The sequence below is a fragment of the Thermotalea metallivorans genome, from assembly GCF_001562415.1.
GTDB classification, from domain to species: Bacteria; Bacillota; Clostridia; order Peptostreptococcales; family Thermotaleaceae; genus Thermotalea; species Thermotalea metallivorans.
Genome location: NZ_LOEE01000027.1, coordinates 1 through 18,421, shown reverse-complemented (window position 1 = coordinate 18,421; position 18,421 = coordinate 1). Strand labels below are relative to the sequence as shown.

Sequence of the window (18,421 nt, the reverse complement as noted above, 5' to 3'; positions counted from 1 at the left end):
ATACATAGGGGGGAAACAAATGATAGCAAATTTAGGAAAATCACAAAGCTATGGTGTTGGAATCAGAGGGCTGGGCTATTATGTACCGGAAAAAATCGTTACAAATCATGATTTGGCAAAAAGGATTGACACTTCTGACGAGTGGATCAGGACGAAAATTGGAGTAAGGGAAAGAAGATGGGCTGCTGAGCATCAAGCCCTGTCGGATTTGGCCGTGGAGGCCGGAAGAAGGGCCTTGGAAAATGCAGGATTGGAACCTGGGGATATTGATTTGATTGTATTGGCTCGGGTCGATCCAGACCATATCGATCCGTCCACTGCCTTTCTTGTCCAGCATAAACTGGGAATGAAACATGCAGGAGCCTTTGATGCTGTGATCGGAGGGTGTCCAGGAAGTGTATATGGGATTGCCATCGGTGCCAATTTTGTGGCAAGCGGCTCCTGCAAAAATGTTCTGGTGATTGCCGGGGACATACTGAGTCGAAATATTTTAAATTGGGATGACAGAAATACCTGCTGTTTTTTTGGCGACGGGGCAGGGGCCATGGTCTTGGGCAGAGTAGAAAAAGGAAAGGGAATACAAACCTATTTGCTGGATGTGGACGGGTCAAGATATGATGCTTGCATTATACCTGCCGGTGGAACGAGAATGCCCATTACCAGAGAAAATGTGGATGATGCAAAGGTAAGGTATTTAAGAATGGATAACGGTGCCGTATGGAATTTTGCCACAACGGTTTTTCCCCAGAGCATTCAGCAGGTGGCGGCGGCAGCAGGAATTGATGTTCAAAATATTGATTTTGTGATTCCCCATCAGGCCAATATCAATATTATCAAGCTGTCCATGGAAAAGCTGGGGCTAGGAATGGAAAAGACCCATACAACCATTGAAAAGTATGGAAATACGGGAGGGGCATCTCCTTTTATCACCTTGACGGAGGCCGTGGAATTGGGAAAAGTAAAGGCAGGAGACAAGGTAGCGCTGGTTTCCTTCGGAGCCGGATTGGCTTGGGCTGCCATGCTGGTGGAATGGAATGAAAAGCATGATTTTATAGAATAAAGGAGAGGAAGCAAATGACGATTTATTCAGGCGTTGGCATAGCAAGTACTGCATCTTATTCTCCTAAAAAAATTGTATATACAGAGGCTATAAAGGGAAAATACAGATTTACAAGGGAATATTTGGAAAAGATCGGCATTGAAAAAGTTCATGTGGCAGAGGATGATGAATACCCTACGGATATGGCCGTTAAAGCAGCCAAAAAAGCCATTCAAGAAGCTAATATATACCCGGAAGAAATTGATCTGATCCTGTATTCCTACGGCGCTTTTCCCGAGTACTTTATATGGGCGGAATATGCCAAAATACAGCATGAAATTGGTGCAAAAAATGCTGCCGCCATGAGATTGGATCAGGCCTGCAATGCCCAGATTATTGCATTGGAATATGCCTGTGCCAAGATAAAGTCCAATGCCCATATCAACACTGTACTGATTGTATCGGCCGATGTATTTCGGGAACCGATTGTAAACCGTTGGAAAAACGCCGATGCATGTTTTTTTGGGGATGGGGCCAGTGCAGCTGTTATCAAAAGAGGTGTGACAACCAATGAAATTATTGGCGTATGCAATATGACGGATGGGGAATTGAATCATCTGTGGAGGATACCGGTGGGTGGGACAGCAGTCCCCCTGCAGAGCCAGCATATTCAAGACGGGTTGTTTCGAATCGATATGAATCGGTTTGCCCTGGAATATTTGAAGGATGACGAGGAACGAAAACGGGTGGCCGAGAGGATGATAAACACCAATATTGCCACATTGCATCGCCTCCTTGAAAAAATAGGCAGAAAAAAATCTCAGGTTGATAAAATGATCACTTATAATGTAGGCCGCTATATTATACAGAATATTTGTGATGTCATGGAAATGGATATCCAAGATACTTCATGGAATGTGTGCAAAAATCATGGACATATGGGACCTGTGGATATATTTTTCAACATGGATCAAATGTTGAAAACCACAGACATTCGATCTGGTCAATTGGTTACTATTTTTAGTGCAGGTACCGGTTTTTCCACGGCCAGTGCTGCCATACAGTTTTAGGACGAGAGGGAGGGAAAATATGCCGATGGTGGGAATTTCATCAACGGGAAGATACGTTCCAAAACATGCCATCTTTATAAAGGATATAGCAGAAGCCGAAGGACTTACAGAAAAAGAAATCACGGCCATGGGAACAAATAAAGTGTATGCGGCGAAGGACGAGGAACCTACGGATATGGGAATAAAGGCAGCGGAAATTGCTATAGCAAAAGGGGGCATATCTCCGGAGGAAATCGATGTTGTCGTGTATGCCAATACCTTTGCCGACTATTTGAGGTGGTCTGATGCGGCAAGAATACAGCATGAAATCGGGGCTCGTAATGCCTATGCTTTTCGGATAGAACAATTCTGCTGCGGCGGCATGGCCGCGATGGATTTTGCCTTCAGCAGGCTGCAGACAGATTTGGATCTTCGCCATATATTGGTCGTTTGTGCCGACAAATACGAAAAACCTGTGGTGAACAGGTGGAAGGCAGCCTCTGCAAATTTCTACGGAGATGGTGCCAGTGCTGCCCTGTTGAAGCGAGGCAATACGGGATTTCGGATTTTGGGGACCCATGCCTTGACCGATGGGAGTTTTCATCATCTGTGGAGAATACCTGTGGGAGGGGTGAGATGCCCGGCAACAGTTGAGAACATAGCACAAGGGGCATTTCACCTGGACTGTAAAAAAACAGCAGCAGAATATTTGAGCGATGATGCCAAAAGAGAACAATTGTATAGTACGTTAGCCAATAACAACAAGAAGGTAATGATAGAACTGTTGAACAGATTAGGGTATACCGTTGAAGATGTTGATAAAGTAGTTTTGTACAATATCGGCAAACATGTACTGGACAAAGTTATTCAAACCATAGAATTTCCCGAAGAAAAGACCTCAGCTTACATCTCCTACGAACATGGTCATATGGGGCCTGCAGATATTTTCTTCAATCTGGACAAAATGCAGGAGGATGGAAAATTTGAAAAGGGTGATAAGATTATGCTCTTTAGCGCAGGAGCCGGTTTTTCCTGGGCGAGTGCTTTGGTAGAATATGTGGGGAATGCCCATGTATAGGGAAGATGTGCAATGTGGCATCGTAGGATTTGGACTGTATTTGCCGGAAAAACGGATCCATGCGAAGGAGCTGGAGAAAGTTTGGGGCATACCGGAGAAGGTTATTCGGGAAAAAATAGGGATAAAACAAAAAGTATGGGGTTCTCAAGAAGATCATTGTGTGGCTATGACCATAAAGGCTGCAAAGAATTGTCTGCAGAAAGCCCAAGTAAAGCCGGAAGAAATAGACCTGATTATTTTTAATGGAGAGGAATACAAAGAATATATATGCTGGACGGCAGCCATTAAAGTGCAAAAAGAAATCGGGGCAGTTAATGCATGGGCTTTTGATATGTCCTATCGATGTGCTGCTACGCCTTTGGCATTGAAGGTGGCAAAGGATATGATGAAGGCGGATCGGTATATCAATACAGTGTTGATTGCAGGAGGAAATACAATCTGCTATTTGGTAGACCCCACGGATCCACATTCATCCTTTATGCTTCCGTTGGCCCCGGGGGCATGTGCAATCTTACTGAAGAAAAATCATCCGTACAATCATATTTTGGAGACCAGCATTATGGTTGAGTCGGCATTTGCCGATGATGTGGTGGCATCCCACAATGGAACCTCAGATCCTCGGAAGCCTGAATCTACAAAGTGCCAAGGTTTTTGGAAGCTGAAGATGCCCGATTTTGAAAGATTTAAGAAGGATTTGAATGAAAAAAGCATTCCCAATTTTTTAGCCGTTGCGCGCAAATCCCTAGCAATGAGTGGTTTTGAAAGCCATGAATTGGATTATGTTGCCTTAGTCCATATCAAGCGATCTTCCCATCAATATATACTGGAACAATTGGGACTAAGTCAAGAAAAATCAATCTATTTGGATGAATATGGCCATGTGGGCCACGTAGATCCCCTTTTGTCTTTAAAATTGGGAATTGAAAATCATAAGATCAAGAATGGAAGCAAGGTGCTATTATTGTCAGGCGGCCTTGGCTATAGCTTTGCGGCAACCACCTTGCAATGGGGAAAGGGTGAATAAAAAGATAAAAAACTACCTGCTGTGGAAAACGCAGGTGGTTTTTTGTCAAATTTTAAAAGGAATGGAGATGTGGGATGTTGAAGTAAAAAAAGATGATGAAGCAGCATATGCATTTTTAATTAAATTTGAAACAGTGGGTGATATCTTGATAAATCAAAGTAAATTCATTGTTTTGCTGGCGTTGTTTCTTCAAAGTGCTGCCTTGATGCTGTTCAATTATTTTGCCCTTATTTCCAATCTATTTGGAAGAATAAGAGGAGAAATTTTGTTTTTAAATGCTTCTGTCATATTTTCTACGGGATTGATTTTTGTTTTTACAAAAAAGCTGGAACAAAGGGCAAAAAAGGAAAAACAGATAGAGATCAATGCCATAAGGAGCAATCTGGAAAATACAGAGGAACTGATCCATATACTTCGTAGCCAAAGGCATGACTATATTCATCATATTCAAACATTGCAATCCATGGCATTTTTGAAAGAATATGATAAGCTTTTGGAATACCTCAACGGTATTGCAAACAACTACCTGCATGTAGGACAAATTATCAGGATAGGGAATCCACCATTGACGGCCCTTTTGAATACCAAAAAAGAAATGGCAGAAAGAAATGGAGTAAATTTCGAGATTATATCCACCTGCAAAGTGGATATGCCCCATATAAAGTCTTGGGATTTATGCAGCATCATAGGCAATCTTGTGGACAATGCTATTGAAGCAGCATTGGAAGATAAGCAAGAGCCTTTTGTCAGCGTATGTATCGATCAGATAGATGCTGTGTACCGGTTTAAAATTGAAAACAGCGGTTTTTTGGCCGGGGATGCCTATGAGAATTTTTATAAGCCCGGGTATACAACAAAAGAATCCGATGGAAGAGGATTTGGATTATACATTGTAAAAAAACTTATTGAAAAATATAATGGGGTCATTGAGATTGATGCAACCCAATATAAGAGGATATCTTTTTCTATATTCTTGCCGAAACAAGGGTGATTGGAAAACAGCATTGAGGGCCTGTACTAATAGGAAGCCAAGCATCAAAGGTTTATATACAAACTCAAATGAGAACTACCATAGGATGGGGAGAGAAAAATGTGGAGACAAAATGATCTTTTTACCGAATCCTTATACTATCAAATTTCCGCCATGGAAAACCTGCAGGAAAAAGACCTTCTGTGGATTACCGATAGGATATATATGTATTATGTACAAGAACCATATACAGGGGAAGTAAAATGGTCCAATCGGTTAAAAACTTCCGGAGCCAATATACGCTATGATATAAAAACGGGCCATGGGTTGATTCAAGTGAATAGACAATATGCAGAAAAATTTGGGAAACTGGAACTGCTAGAGATTTTAAAGCATGAGCTTGCCCACTATTATCTCTATAAGCAGGGGAAGTTGAAACATGGTCATGGGGAAGTTTTCAAGAAGACTCTAAGAAAAATTTTTCACAGTGAGTGTATTTGGGCAAAAAGGAATGAAGATGTTTATCGCTACACATATGTATGCAGAAAATGCAAAAGCGTGTATAAAAGTACAAAAAATATAAAAAGGGTAATCTACTGCGGGCGATGTGCAAAGGAGAACAAAGGGCAAATCAAAGAAGCTTTCCGAATGGATCAAAAAAAGAGAGAAGGAGATAAAAAAATCCCTTCTGAAAAGGGATATAAAAAGGGGGATGTGAAATAAGCGATATATCAACAATGGATGTGATGCTGATGCATCCGTGATTTATTTTATCAAAAAGTGTCGAAATTTGTAAAGATATATTTTTGAAATAAAGATGTTTTTTGAGTAGGAATTGAGCTGCTGATGGCAGGACAATATCATAAAAGAATCATTACAGCCTTAGGAAAGGCTGTAATGATTCTTCTGGCTTAAAATACAAGCGCTAGCTGCAACAATCTTTTCTTCAATTCTTTCATCACTTCTTTTTCTTCTTGCTCATCTTTTGCTTCAAAGGTGACGGAGAGGCGCAAAAAAGAACCTGCATCGTCCCAGGGGACTGTAGAAATAAGAGCTCTCTGAATCAAATACTCCGAGACCTCTTCTGCATTTTGAAAGGAGATTCCAGATTTTGTTCCCTTTGGAATAGGCACATAACAATAAAAGGTTCCCTTAGGTTTTTCTGCTTGAAAACCGACTTCCCGTAAGGCCTTTACCAGTAGATCGTGTCTTCTGGAATATCGTTCACAATTTTTACGAATAATTTCGGGATGATCCAAGGCGCAAATTCCTGCCTTTTGAATGGCAATAAATTGGCCGGAATCTATGTTGTTTTTCACATGGCCGTAGGCTTCGATGATCTTGGCGTTGCCGGCAATAAAGGCGAGGCGCCAGCCTGTCATATTAAAAGCTTTGGATAAGGAATGAATTTCGACTCCTACCTCCTTCGCCCCGTCTACCGACAGGAAGCTGAGGGGTTGGCAGTCATCGAAGGTAATGGGACCATAGGAGGCATCGGAGATGACAATGATGCCGTTTTTGTAGGCAAAGTCAACCACATTCTCATAAAATGCCCTTGTGGCCACCTGGCCTGTGGGATTGTTTGGATAATTGATATATAAGAGCTTTGCTTTTTCCAAAACAGCTCGAGGAATCCTCGAAAAGTCAGGATAAAAATGATTTTCTTTGTACAAAGGCAGATGATAGACTTCTCCGCCCAAATGCCTTGTGTTGGCAGCAATTACGGGATAGCCGGGTACCGTGGTGAGGGCAATTTCTCCCGGATTGATAAAGCATAGGGGAAGCATTGCCAAAATCGCCTTTGCCCCTATGCCATGGAGAATTTCACGATAGGGGTCAATTTCTGCCACGTGATACACATGAAGGAGGTATCGGGCGGCAGCTTCTTGAAAAGCCGGTATTCCATTGTCGGCATACCAACGATTTTCCGGCCTGCCGGCCTCTTGTGAAAGGGTATGGACAACCAGGGGGTCGGCAGGCAAGTCAGGTTCTCCTATGCCAAGATCAATCAGGGGAAGGTGGGGCCATTGGGCCATGGCCTCTGCCTTTGCCTTCTTTATTTTCATAAATTTATAATTTTTTTTTGATGTATCGAAATTCTTACCACCAAGACGGGCTGCTATTTTATTTTGAATGAAATTCATGGTAAGTTGTCTCCTTTCCTATTGAAAATGGGAAAATGGATTCCCGGTGAAAAAACTTGCCTTTTTCATTATATTCATAGGAAAAGAAAAGTGTTCGAACATCAAAAGTCCATAGACAATGCTTCCATGACAAATCACTTATCAAGCGAAGTTCAAGGAATTATAGAATTTCCACATTTGCATTCAGTTTATAAATTACATCTTTCCTTTCAATAATGAGGGTAATTTTTTCTCTTAATTCTTCATCCAATTGAATGTTTTGAATGAGCTCCCTTGTAGGATTGATGGCGATAGGGTGCCCGACCATTTTTAACATGGAAAAGTCCCCATTGGTATCCCCATAAGAATAACTTTGGGATAGGTCAATCTGATATTTGTCCACAAATTCTAGGATGGCTTTCCGCTTACTTTCGGAATCCCACATCTGTATAATTTCGCCAGTATAATTATCATTTTCATCTATCAAATATTCTGTTCCTTTGAAATCCGTAATGCCGTATTTTTGTGCCATCTTTTCTACTAGAAATGATGGGCTGCCGGATATGAAAATAATCTTATGGTTGTGGCATTGATGCCAGGCGATTCTGGCGCGGGTATACCGGTAGACACGATCTCCCTTTAAATTAATTACCTGATCAGAAATGAAATTGATTTGATGTCGATTCAGTCCTTTCATGGATTCAATATAAATCTGGGCGATTTCCAAAAGATAATCATCATAATTGCCCTGTCTTTTATCCCAATCTTGATAGGTGTGCTTTGCATGGCGATGCCATAGGGCGGCATCAATGACTTCATATTTCAGCAGTTTTTTGAAGTGTTCAACCATCAAAGAATCGCGGTAGAGGGTTCCGTCAATGTCGAAAAAAGCAACAACAGTCTGCATAAATACCTCCTGAGAAAAAAATGGTATATCTATAGTATATTCTATCATATTGATTTTCAGTAACCCTGGTATACAAATACTATTTTGCAAATTTTTTTGTAGATATTTCTATTGATATACATTTCTAAAAGTTAATTCATGCTTTTATGAAAAAAGAAATTTTTATACAGTGAGCACCTTGTTGTCATTTACCAGCAACCAGTTGCCAATACTAGTGACTAGCAACTGGCAACTGGTTAATCTTTCAAGAAATATAACTTTTGAAATAAATTCAATTTTAAAGTTGTAAATCCATATTGATTTGCTTTCAATTTGTGGATTTTAAAGGTTTACAATCATGTTCTTTAAAGTTTGTGAAGAGATTTGCGTATAGAAAGAAAAAAGATTTTTATCTATCTTTTTGGGTAATATTTTAATAAGTAAAACAAAGGCAAGGGTGGGATGGAACATGTTGGGCGCTGTGGTTATTGCAACCTTCATTACAATGATATTGTTTATTGCTATAGAAAACTTTCGACGGGATATGACTTTAAGACATATTTTTATAATCAATGAAAAATTAAAAGATTTTGTATCCAATTATTTAGGAGAAATACAGAGATTTGATATATTTTTGGTGAAAAATTTAAGGGAAAAAATCAAAGAGGATTTTATGAAAGAGGAACAAATCGACTACTTGGAGCTATCCATGATTGACAGCCGCCATCTGAAAATAGCCTATGAGGTTGATGGTACGAGGGAGGAGGTCGAAATATCTACAGCCTTAGGTAAAGTAGAAATCACTGAAGTGAAAGTGCCCGAGGAAATGGAAGGATATGAATAAAATGTTTAAAAGGCTGAGATTTTGGTATATATGTTCACAACAAAGGGATCAGCACCCCTCTTTGGGAGGTTGATATAGATTGTTATAAGAATGGTGATGATTACAGATGCGTATCTGTAAAAGAAAATGGAATTTCCAATGAATTATTTGAGCTTGAAACCCCTTCTTATGTGTGGAAGTAAATTGGATCTTGGTTTGGAGGAATCGCTTATAGAGAGTAGGAAAAAGGGAATACCCAAAATTGAATATAGAATATTTACCCCCCATTCTTATAACAGGCGACAAGGTTTTCTAAGAAATGATATAGAAAACCTTGTCTAATTTTATTTCCTCTTATTTTTTATAAAATCTTTGCCAGATACTTTCCCATGTTGGTAAGTACAAGTTTTGAATTTTGATATTGAACCAGTTGTTCATCCAGCAATTGGGAAACCAGTTTTTTTAGTTTTTTATCGCCTTTGATCATATCTTCCAAAGAAGGATACGGTTCACTACTTTGATTTCCCACTTGTTCGTGTGCATACATCATTTTCAGTAGATTCGCTTTATCCATTTTCCAACAACCATCCTTAAAAAATCAGATTTTTTCATTGCGGCAAAGGAGAAAATGGGCTTTCAATACTATTGTATATGACCACCAGATTTTTTCAACAAGGGATAAGGCTTGAACAAGAAAATGGTAAGATATTCCCAAAAAAGGCCTATAAGCCATGGACGAAAAAAGTAGAAATTGTATCAGCGAATGGTAATATATTTCCATTTTCCCGATTGAAACCGGAAATATACCAAGACCCAGCGTACAAACTGATCTGTCAAGACAGCCATCCAGGCTCCTGCCAACCCGTAGCCTAATATGCTGACCAATATATAGGATAGAATTACCCGAACACCTAAAACGCCCAAGAAAGTGGAGAATAAAGGAAATACCGTATCTCCTGCTCCCCTAAGGCCGCCGGCTAGAATGAATTGGGAAGATTGAAAGGGTTGAACTAGGGCGATAATTTTCAGTGCCACAGAGGCGTCCCTTATGATTTTAGGATTTTCTGTATATAAACCTACCAGTTGCGGTCCAAATACAAAAAAGATGAACGCCATAAAAGATGAAATGATGGAACCTATCTTTCGAGTTTCTCGAGCATATTCTTGGGCTTTCTCAGGGTTTTGAGCCCCTAAATTTCTGCCTACCAGGGAAGATGCTGCAATTCCGAAGGCCTGGCCGGGCTGAAAAGATAAGCCCAAGATGCTGAGGCATATTTGGTGGGCAGCAAAAGTAACGGTTCCTAAGGTAGCTACAATCTTTACAAAAAGGAAAATACCCAATCTTAAAGCCATTTGCTCCAAAGAAGCCGGTACGCCAATTTTGATAAGGTTGTATATAATATCTTTGCGAAAACGGAAGGATTTTTTCAGGCGGATGCGAATGATGCTTTTTCCGTTGAAAATATATGTGAGCAGGATAAAACTGGCCAATATATGGGAAAATGCCGTTGAAATAGCAGCACCCGTAACACCCAGTTTAGGGAATCCCAATAACCCGTAAATGAGCAGGGCATTGCCGATTACATTGAGGAAATTGACTCTTAAATTCACTTTCATGGGAAGTTTTGTATCTCCTGCTCCCCTGAGGGCTGCAGATAGGGCAAAGTTAAAAGCCTGGAAGATAAATCCGATCATGATAATTCTGAAATAAGCTCTGCCTACCGCCAGGGTATCAGCTTGAGCTCCTACAAATGTCATAATCTGATCTGTAAAAAGAATCGCCAATAAAGAAAGGGGAAGGGCCAGTAGAAATTGGTTCAAAAGGATAATATGCTTCACCGTATCTTCCACTTTTTCGTGTTGCTTTGCACCTATGTATCGCGAAACCATAGCTGTTCCTCCCACATTCAAAGCCTGAATGAGGGATAGACCGATAAAGACCGGTTGATTGGCAACTCCAACGGCTGCCACAGAAGCGGCGGCCACCGCGGGATCACTGATTCTGCCAAGCATCATCATATCGATCATTCCAAATAAGGAGCCTAATAAAAGCTCCGCCAAGACAGGCCAGGCAATATGGAGTACGTCTTTACGGATAGCATTCGAAAAAAAGGCAGTATACAATTTTTCTTTTTTATCCATGATCTTGTACATAGGCAACGTTCCTTCATAAAATAAAATGATAAATGAATACTACTAAGAAAGTCATAAATTTAGACTCTCTAAATAATATCATAACATAACCACCCTCATTTTTCTATAAATTTGAAATACAATTTATTTTTCTTTCAGATACAATTTGATTTGTGTTTTATAAGAAATATGGTATAAAGATAGTATACAACTGAATTGACAGCATAACAAGAAAACTATCTGCAAATTTAATCTTGTATTTTTCTGTGATAGAATGGAATTATCGATGAATAGAGGAGGTGCGAGAATAATGAAGAAGGTAAAAATCCTCCATTGCGGGGATTTCCATTTTGATACGCCTTTTAAAGAACTTTCAGGTTCCATAGCGGAACAGAGAAAGGAAGATTTGCGAGAAACTTTTGGCAGGGTGATCCAAACAGCCAAGGATGAAAAGGTAAACCTTCTCTTGATCAGCGGAGATTTTTTTGATAATGACCGGGTGATGAAAACTACCTTGGACTACCTTATAAGAAAATTTGAAGAAATACCCCATATCAGGGTGTTTATTTCTCCCGGCAATCATGATCCCTATACATATAAATCCTATTACAGGCTGATTCGTTGGCCATCCAATGTGCACATTTTTGATACAAATTTAAAGGGTATTTGGATTCCCGAATACAATACCTGCGTATATGGCATAGGCTTTTCAAAAAAATATGAAAGAAAGTCTTTGATCGAGGGATTTCACGTGGAGAATAAAGAACTGGTAAATATTATGGTCCTCCATGGAGATATGGTATCAGAAGGTCAGGGAAGTGATTATAATCCCATTGCGCGAGGCACCATAGAGAGCAGCGGGTTGGATTATTTGGCTTTGGGCCACCGGCATAGCTTTTCGGGTGTGACCAAACTGGGAGCCACCAGTTGGAGCTACTGCGGAAATCCTGAGGGAAGGGCCTTTGACGAATTGGGCAGCAAGGGAGTTGTTGTTGGTACTGTAGAAAAAGGCAGATGTGAGTTAAGTTTTCGAGAAATCTGCAAGAGAAAATATATGGTGGCAAAGGTCGATGTGGAAGGTGTAGGAACCTACGAGGAGATTGTGGAGAGAATCAGGGAACAAATTACCGACCCGGAAAGGGAACGGAATCTGTACAAAATTATTTTGACAGGGGAGATAGGGGAGGGTTTTTCCATTCATCGGGAGGTATTGCAGGACAAACTCCACGGAGATTTCTATTATATCAAGCTTGTGGATGAAACTACCTTTGCTGTAGATTATGAAAGTCTGGCCCGTGAATTCTCCCTCAAGGGTATTTTCGTACGAAACATGAAGGAGAAGATAGATAGGGCATCAAATGAAGAAGAGAGAAAGCGGCTAATTTGTGCTTTAAAATTGGGAATGAAGGCGCTGGGGACTGGGGAGGTGCGTGTGGAATGATGATAAAAGGTTTAAAGATAGGACGTTTCGGCAAATTGAAGGACCTGAAAATCCATTTCCATGGGGGCCTCAATGTCATTTACGGGGAGAATGAAGCAGGCAAGACGACGCTCCAATCCTTTATCAAAGCCATGTTTTATGGAATGAATTCCTCTAAGAAGAATTTGCGAGAAAATGAGCGGAAGCGCTTTTTGCCTTGGACCGGTGAGGACGCAGAAGGGGAACTGTATTTTCAGGATGATCATCAAAGGGAATATTTCATCAAACGGCGTTTTGGAGAAAAGAGGAAAATGGATGACGCCATTGTTTTGGATCTCATTTCCGGGGAAGAGGCAAGCCATATTGATGCAAGCCAGCCCGGTTTGTCTTTTTTCGGCATTGGGGAAGAAGCCTTTGAAAAAACTATATTTATTAAGCAACTCCATTGTCGGGTGGAACGAGACAAAGAGGACGAGATCATGAAGCGACTTGCCAATTTGCAACAGACAGGCGATGAAGACACCTCTTATTATAAAGCCATGGGTGTGCTGCAGCAGGTCAAAAAGGATTTGACGGGCCAGCGCAAGACGGGGAAACTTGATGAACTAAAGAGATGCTATGACAGTCTGAAAGAAGAATTGAGTAAGGTCAATCGCCTCCATGAGGAAAATATAGAAGACCGGATAAAGCTCAACAAGTTGTTGGAGGAAAGACGGACAACAAAGGCAGAAATTGTAGCGTTGGAAAAAAAGAGAAAACAAATCCGTCAGCTTCAGCGGAAGAAGGAATATTTGGCCCTTTGCAGCTATATAGATAGGATCAATGCCTTATCCGAGGAAATTGAGGAAAAAAATAAACAGTTGGCCCAAGGGGATACCATAGCAGATGAAGGTCTGATCCTCGACCTAAAGAGTAAGGCCAGACAGTGGAAGGAGTTAAGGCAGCAGTTATCAGAGCTCTATGGGATGCTTGAAACTGCGAAAGTCCGATATGAAGGAAAGAAGGATGTGTTGCAGTCTTTTGAAGGATATGAGGACTTGGAGGAAGATGCAGAAGCCAGGCTTGCTGCTGTATGCCAAGAGTGTCAGCAGATAGAAGAAAAACTGCAGGCATGGCAACAGCAGAAACAGGAACTTGCTCAATTGGAGGCCCAGTGGAGGGATGAGCAAAACAGCCTCGGAGCACTTCAAAAATTTGAGGAAGTTCGACCATCTATGGAAATGGAAGTTTATGATAAAGAAGAGCAGCTCAAGGAACTCAAGCATAAGATCCACGGGGAAACTCGGAGGGAAAATTTTCAACTGAAGAGGGATTTGCTTCGGAATCAAATGAGAACTGCTTCGGCCATAATGATTTCTGCCCTATTGGTGACGGTAGGAGGACTTATAGGAGCCTTTGTTTTTCATGCCTATTTTTATGCCTTAAGCGGTTTTGGTTTGTTGCTGTGTAGCTATGGATGGATCCATAGGAGAAAAATTGCTGAAGGCCTTAAGGATGTAGAGCGGGAAATTGCAGTGATTGGGGATGAGACTCTGATCATGAAGGAAATAGAGGCCATCCAAAAAGATCTCAATGAGATTTATTCCCGCTTTGGAGTCGAGGGATTTCAAGAATTTCGTGCAGGCATGATGAAGTATGGAGAAAAAAGAAATCGAATAGAAGAACTAAAGGTACGTATGGAAGATAGAAGAAAAAATATCAATGAAGAGCAGATCCGGAATTTAGAAAGAACTTTGGAACAACGGGAAGGGTATGTCCGGAACATTTATAGGCAATGCCGTTGCAGTAGCTTAGAAGAATTTCGTAATAATCTGAGAAAATATAGAAGCATGCTTTCAGAGAAAGAAGCGGCAGAAAGGGAACTGAAAGATTTGGGGACTAGAATAAAACAGATGCAGGATCAAATTGTAGAGATTGAAAAAGATTTGGGACATAGATTGGATCTTCAAGAGATAAGGGAGGAGAAAGTGGAAAACTGCATTGAGGGGCTTTCCAAAATATTAAAAGATAAAAATGAATTGGACAAGCAAAGGGCTTCCTTGGAAGAAGCCTGCAAGGTACTGCTGAAAGGGCGGACTTTGGAGGACATTAGAAAAGAAATGGAAGAAATAGAAGAAATAGCAGAGATGGACAGTGCAGAGGAACTGGAAAAGGAAGAAAGACTGGAAGAGGCGCTGAAGGGAAAGCAGGAAAGATGGATTGCTTTAGAAAAACAGATCCAGGATATAGAGAATCTAATACAGAATCGTTTTGCCCACAGCAGAGGTATGGCAGAGATCGAGGAAGAGATGAGGATTTTAGAGGAACGGATGGCATACTATGAGGAAATGGCAGCTGCCATAGACTGCACCATGGAAGAGATGGAAAATTCTTTTCGAGAACTTCAGAGAAGTTTTGGACCTAGACTGAATAGAAAGGTGGGGACTATCCTAAGCAGGATTACCAATGGAAAATATGAGGATTTGAAAATCTCAGAAAACTACGGTGTGAAAATTATAGATCCTGTGGAAGACAAAGTGAAAGATATGGATTACTTTAGCAATGGTACTTGGGACCAAATCTATTTTGCCATGCGAATGGGAATTGCCGATTTGATTTTTGGCCAGAAAGCTGCCGTGCCCATGATCATGGATGACGCCTTTGTTCAATATGATGACCGTCGACTGGAGGCGGTTTTGCATTATCTTTATGAATATGGAAAGAACCGTCAAGTGATCTTATTTACCTGTCAAAAAAGGGAACTGGAGATACTGAGAAAATTTGAAAAGATACATTATATTGATTTATAACGAGAGGACGAATCAAATGAAGAAAATACATAGGATTCTGCAAATTAGTCACAGGTGATTGGAATCTTAATATAATACTATTAAAGGGAGGGAGTATATTGTCCAGAAATGAGGATTTGAAGGTTGATCTCGTATGGATTATTTTGTTGGGTCTTGTTTTTATTTTTGGAACGGGACGGGGAAAACCAGGGCAGGAAGCGCCCATTATCATACCGGGTTAGGAACTAGAAATACAGTCGAGGGGGAGTTATTGTGTTTTCACCCGAGCAGCTAGATGCACTGATGAAGGAAGCAATGGCTGAATTAGGCAAGCAGGACAGCAAGGGACATAATAAAATACAGCGGCGTACTTGTGGTCAAAATGGAAAGTTTAATTTAACACCTGCCCAAGCCCTTGTGATTGTAGGATTGTTGAGCGGTGCGCTGAATGTCTTTTCTGTTTTGGTGGATGCAGACCAGCTGGTGAGTATTGTCCTTAGGGGATCGTTGAAAAAGGAGGAAAAAAGCGAATTAGATAAGATTATGGCCCAGATCGGCACGATGCCCTTTGATGAAGTGGTCAAGGCGATGTTAAAAAGAATAAGATAAAACCCTGCCTAATTCAGACTCTCCCCATCCATAGATTTTCCATTTAAACAAAGGAAACAAAATCAGCTCTGGAAGCTTGACATCCAGAGCTTGCTATTTTTGAAGGGAATTTTGGCTGTATTCTGTAGGAAGGAAATTCATAACATATGTTGAAGATATAGGTTGTTGAGTGTATAATTTTTTACAGGTCCTCTTCTCCCTTGATGATATTGATAAAATTTTTGACGATTCGGGCTGTCATCCCCCATATAATGTGGCCGTTGTATTGATAAAACAGCTCTGGATATTTTCCTACTTTCCATTTGTAATTCCTTCCATTTTGGATCATGTGGAAGGGAAAGTCATCATGGAGGGCAGCCTTGATATTGATAAAATGCTCCTCGGGATTGTTGGTCAGAAAAAATTTCATCGGTACGGTGAAGACATCGCCTACTTCATCTCGATTGAAATGGATTTGCTCTACTCGGATCCCGGGCAAAAAACCCAGAAACGGATATAGGATTGCGTTAAAGGGTGTCACGATATAATCCAGTGGGCCAAAGATTTGAATTTTCTCCGTAGGGAGATTTAATTCTTCGGAGGTCTCCCGGACAGCACATTGTTCCGGAGATTCGTTTTTTTCTATTCTTCCTCCCGGGAAACAGATTTCACCCGGTTGATTCTTTAATTTTTCAGAACGGATTTCAAATAAAAGGTGAAGTTCACCTTGAACTTGAAGAATGGGCACCAGGACGGAAAAACGGTTATACTTTCCCTCAGGTTTGGCCGTTCTGCTTTGGACGATGGTTTTGATGGCATGAAGTTCCATAGATTCACCTGCCTTTGAAAGAATAAGTTAAAGTGAAAGTTTCACTTGAATATGGTCATGCAACGTTAACGCTTCATGGATTCCAGAAAGTTATAATATTATTTATGTAATTCTATTTTGGCCAGGATCAACAGGGAATAGCCATAGGAATGAATCGCTAAGGGCTTAATCCATAGGGCTTATATAGTATTTTCTCATGAGGAGGCCGTTATGTCAAATCTATATCATCTATGCTTAATTTCTTTCTTGATGATGACCATTGGTTTTTTCACCTACCGCATGGACTGGATTACTGGAGATGCTATTTTTGCCCTGTGGTTTATAGGTACGGCTTCTGGTGTCAATGGTTTTTTTTGGATTTTTCCTCTGGGATATTTTTTGGTTACAGGAAGTATACTCACCAGAATTCAAACGGCTCATAAAAGAAAAATTAAAGGGAAAGCCCGGGAACGATCGGCCAGGGATTGGAAGCAGTTGTTTGCCAACGGCGCTGTTGCTGCTGTCTTTGCCCTCATGTATTATTTTACAGAAAATATCTTGTTTTACCATTTGTATCTTACTGCGATTGCCGTCAATTTGTTTGATACCTGGTGTTCAGAAATAGGCACCCTCTTCCCGAGCAAAACCTATTCCCTTGATAGATTCAGAGAGGTTCCCCAAGGGATTTCCGGGGGTATTACCTTATGGGGTACCCTTGGGGGCGTCGGAGGATTGGTAGGATATTTGCTGATGATCTACATACTGAGCCTTCTGAAGCTTATCCCCAATATAAGCCTGTGGCGATATGGCTTGATCTTTATCAGTGCCATAGGGGGCGGTTTTTTTGACTCTTTGTTGGGAATCTTTGAAAAGGAAGAAGGCTATGAGGAAGATGATGGAGCCATCCAAAAGGCGGATTGGTTAAAAAATAATATGGTAAACTTTTTAGCTTCTATTTTTGGAAGTTTGATTTTTTTAATGCTTCATGCATATCTTTAAGGAATCTTGTCTAAAATAGCAGAAGAAAAAAGAAGGAGGGAATGCTATGGATCCATTGAGTGTTATGAGCATCAGGGTAGATCATCGTGCAGACGCTGCGCCAAAGGTGCAGGAAATCTTGACAAAACATGGAGATATGATTATTGGTAGATTTGGAATTCATGATCCGGGAGAGGTCAATCACGGCTTAATCACTTTAAACCTAAGGGGAGACATGGAAAAAATACGCCATATGATGGAGCAGCTGGAAGGTTTAGAGGGGATAAAAGTCAATCACATGCAGGCGTAATTCTTGCCCGTTGCTTTTGATATTCTTTTGTCTGCGAGTTTGCAGACAAACCCTGGAGATTTGGCTTCCTACTCAGACCTGTGCCGTTTTTCTCCAGTCACCAGCTGCCAGTTAACAGTTAGCCGTTAACAACTATAAACTGTTAACTATAAACTGTTAGTTATTAGCCACCAGCTATCAGCCATTAGCTAGTAGCCATTAGTGACGAAGCCTAAATCTTAAGGGCCCCCTGTTTGCCTCATTGCTTTTTTTACCAAAACAAAGGACAGTTTGAGATACCAAACTGTCCTTTTTAACGTGCGCCCGGCATGGGCAGTAACTTGGCGGTGAAAGTCCGCTATGGGCTTGGCAGTGGGAACCATTAGCCAAAGGCAAGGGTGTCCATCGTGAGGTGGAATCTGAAGGAAGCCGGAGGCAAAGTCCC

At 40.9% G+C, this 18,421-nt stretch carries 19 protein-coding genes; 13 read left to right on the top strand and 6 right to left on the bottom strand.

Features of this window, described 5'->3' with window-relative positions; translation table 11 throughout:
- Positions 1-19 precede the first annotated feature (19 nt).
- The 6 genes from AN619_RS04710 to AN619_RS04685 all read left to right on the top strand — a co-directional run bounded on the left by AN619_RS04710 (position 20) and on the right by AN619_RS04685 (position 5,883).
- On the top strand, positions 20-1,060 hold the full coding sequence (locus AN619_RS04710; protein ID WP_068555329.1) for a 3-oxoacyl-ACP synthase III family protein: 1,041 nt from the start codon (positions 20-22) through the stop codon (positions 1,058-1,060).
- Between the two features lie 14 nt (positions 1,061-1,074).
- The gene (locus tag AN619_RS04705) at positions 1,075-2,109 is read left to right on the top strand and encodes a 3-oxoacyl-ACP synthase III family protein (protein ID WP_068555328.1); all 1,035 of its coding nucleotides are present in this window, start codon (positions 1,075-1,077) and stop codon (positions 2,107-2,109) included.
- Between the two features lie 19 nt (positions 2,110-2,128).
- On the top strand, positions 2,129-3,166 hold the full coding sequence (locus tag AN619_RS04700) for a 3-oxoacyl-ACP synthase III family protein (protein ID WP_068555327.1): 1,038 nt from the start codon (positions 2,129-2,131) through the stop codon (positions 3,164-3,166).
- Positions 3,159-4,190, top strand: coding sequence for a 3-oxoacyl-ACP synthase (locus AN619_RS04695; protein WP_068555326.1), 1,032 nt, complete (start codon positions 3,159-3,161; stop codon positions 4,188-4,190). Before AN619_RS04700 ends, AN619_RS04695 begins: the two co-directional genes overlap by 8 nt.
- Complete coding sequence (locus tag AN619_RS04690; protein WP_068555325.1) at positions 4,183-5,181, top strand: sensor histidine kinase; 999 nt, start codon at positions 4,183-4,185, stop codon at positions 5,179-5,181. The genes AN619_RS04695 and AN619_RS04690 overlap by 8 nt, the downstream gene beginning before the upstream one ends.
- A 99-nt stretch (positions 5,182-5,280) precedes the next feature.
- On the top strand, positions 5,281-5,883 hold the full coding sequence (locus AN619_RS04685) for a SprT-like domain-containing protein (protein ID WP_068555324.1): 603 nt from the start codon (positions 5,281-5,283) through the stop codon (positions 5,881-5,883).
- A gap of 188 nt (positions 5,884-6,071) precedes the next feature.
- Here AN619_RS04685 and AN619_RS04680 read toward each other — a convergent pair whose 3' ends face one another.
- A complete protein-coding gene (locus AN619_RS04680) occupies positions 6,072-7,304 on the bottom strand; it encodes an LL-diaminopimelate aminotransferase (protein WP_068555323.1) in 1,233 nt (410 codons plus the stop codon).
- Between the two features lie 160 nt (positions 7,305-7,464).
- On the bottom strand, positions 7,465-8,190 hold the full coding sequence (locus AN619_RS04675) for an HAD family hydrolase (protein WP_068555322.1): 726 nt from the start codon (positions 8,188-8,190) through the stop codon (positions 7,465-7,467).
- 448 nt (positions 8,191-8,638) lie between these two features.
- On the opposite strand from AN619_RS04675, the gene AN619_RS04670 reads away from it, so the two are divergent.
- Positions 8,639-9,013: a hypothetical protein gene (locus tag AN619_RS04670; protein WP_068555321.1), complete on the top strand. Its 375-nt coding sequence runs from the start codon at positions 8,639-8,641 to the stop codon at positions 9,011-9,013.
- A 340-nt stretch (positions 9,014-9,353) separates the two neighbouring features.
- On the opposite strand, the gene AN619_RS04665 is transcribed toward AN619_RS04670, so the two are convergent.
- Together AN619_RS04665 and AN619_RS04660 are read right to left on the bottom strand one after the other, a co-directional pair.
- Entirely contained in the window at positions 9,354-9,566 is a 213-nt protein-coding gene (locus AN619_RS04665) for a hypothetical protein (protein WP_068555320.1), read from the bottom strand.
- Between the two features lie 182 nt (positions 9,567-9,748).
- Positions 9,749-11,146, bottom strand: a complete 1,398-nt coding sequence (locus tag AN619_RS04660) for an MATE family efflux transporter (protein WP_157064911.1) — start codon at positions 11,144-11,146, stop codon at positions 9,749-9,751.
- A gap of 289 nt (positions 11,147-11,435) precedes the next feature.
- On the opposite strand from AN619_RS04660, the gene AN619_RS04655 reads away from it, so the two are divergent.
- The 4 genes from AN619_RS04655 (at position 11,436) to AN619_RS04645 (ending at position 15,922) form a co-directional block, all read left to right on the top strand.
- Positions 11,436-12,566 carry a metallophosphoesterase family protein gene (locus tag AN619_RS04655; protein ID WP_068555319.1) on the top strand — a complete coding sequence of 377 codons (1,131 nt, stop codon included), beginning with the start codon at positions 11,436-11,438 and terminating at the stop codon, positions 12,564-12,566.
- Complete coding sequence (locus AN619_RS04650; protein ID WP_068555318.1) at positions 12,563-15,334, top strand: ATP-binding protein; 2,772 nt, start codon at positions 12,563-12,565, stop codon at positions 15,332-15,334. Before AN619_RS04655 ends, AN619_RS04650 begins: the two co-directional genes overlap by 4 nt.
- 98 nt (positions 15,335-15,432) lie before the next feature.
- Positions 15,433-15,555 carry a hypothetical protein gene (locus AN619_RS16460; protein WP_278279845.1) on the top strand — a complete coding sequence of 41 codons (123 nt, stop codon included), beginning with the start codon at positions 15,433-15,435 and terminating at the stop codon, positions 15,553-15,555.
- A 31-nt stretch (positions 15,556-15,586) separates the two neighbouring features.
- Complete coding sequence (locus AN619_RS04645) at positions 15,587-15,922, top strand: hypothetical protein (RefSeq protein ID WP_198153240.1); 336 nt, start codon at positions 15,587-15,589, stop codon at positions 15,920-15,922.
- Positions 15,923-16,103: 181 nt separating this feature from the next.
- Here the strand turns inward: AN619_RS04645 and AN619_RS04640 are convergent, their stop codons facing one another.
- Entirely contained in the window at positions 16,104-16,730 is a 627-nt protein-coding gene (locus AN619_RS04640; RefSeq protein WP_068555317.1) for an NUDIX hydrolase, read from the bottom strand.
- Positions 16,731-16,940: 210 nt separating this feature from the next.
- Here AN619_RS04640 and AN619_RS04635 point away from each other — a divergent pair, with 210 nt between their 5' ends.
- On the top strand, positions 16,941-17,708 hold the full coding sequence (locus AN619_RS04635) for a DUF92 domain-containing protein (protein WP_068555316.1): 768 nt from the start codon (positions 16,941-16,943) through the stop codon (positions 17,706-17,708).
- 46 nt (positions 17,709-17,754) lie between these two features.
- Positions 17,755-17,997 carry a hypothetical protein gene (locus tag AN619_RS04630; RefSeq protein WP_068555315.1) on the top strand — a complete coding sequence of 81 codons (243 nt, stop codon included), beginning with the start codon at positions 17,755-17,757 and terminating at the stop codon, positions 17,995-17,997.
- A 218-nt stretch (positions 17,998-18,215) separates the two neighbouring features.
- Here AN619_RS04630 and AN619_RS16210 read toward each other — a convergent pair.
- Positions 18,216-18,421, bottom strand: a 206-nt coding sequence (locus tag AN619_RS16210; protein WP_207644250.1) for a hypothetical protein, incomplete at its 5' end; no start/stop codon positions are given.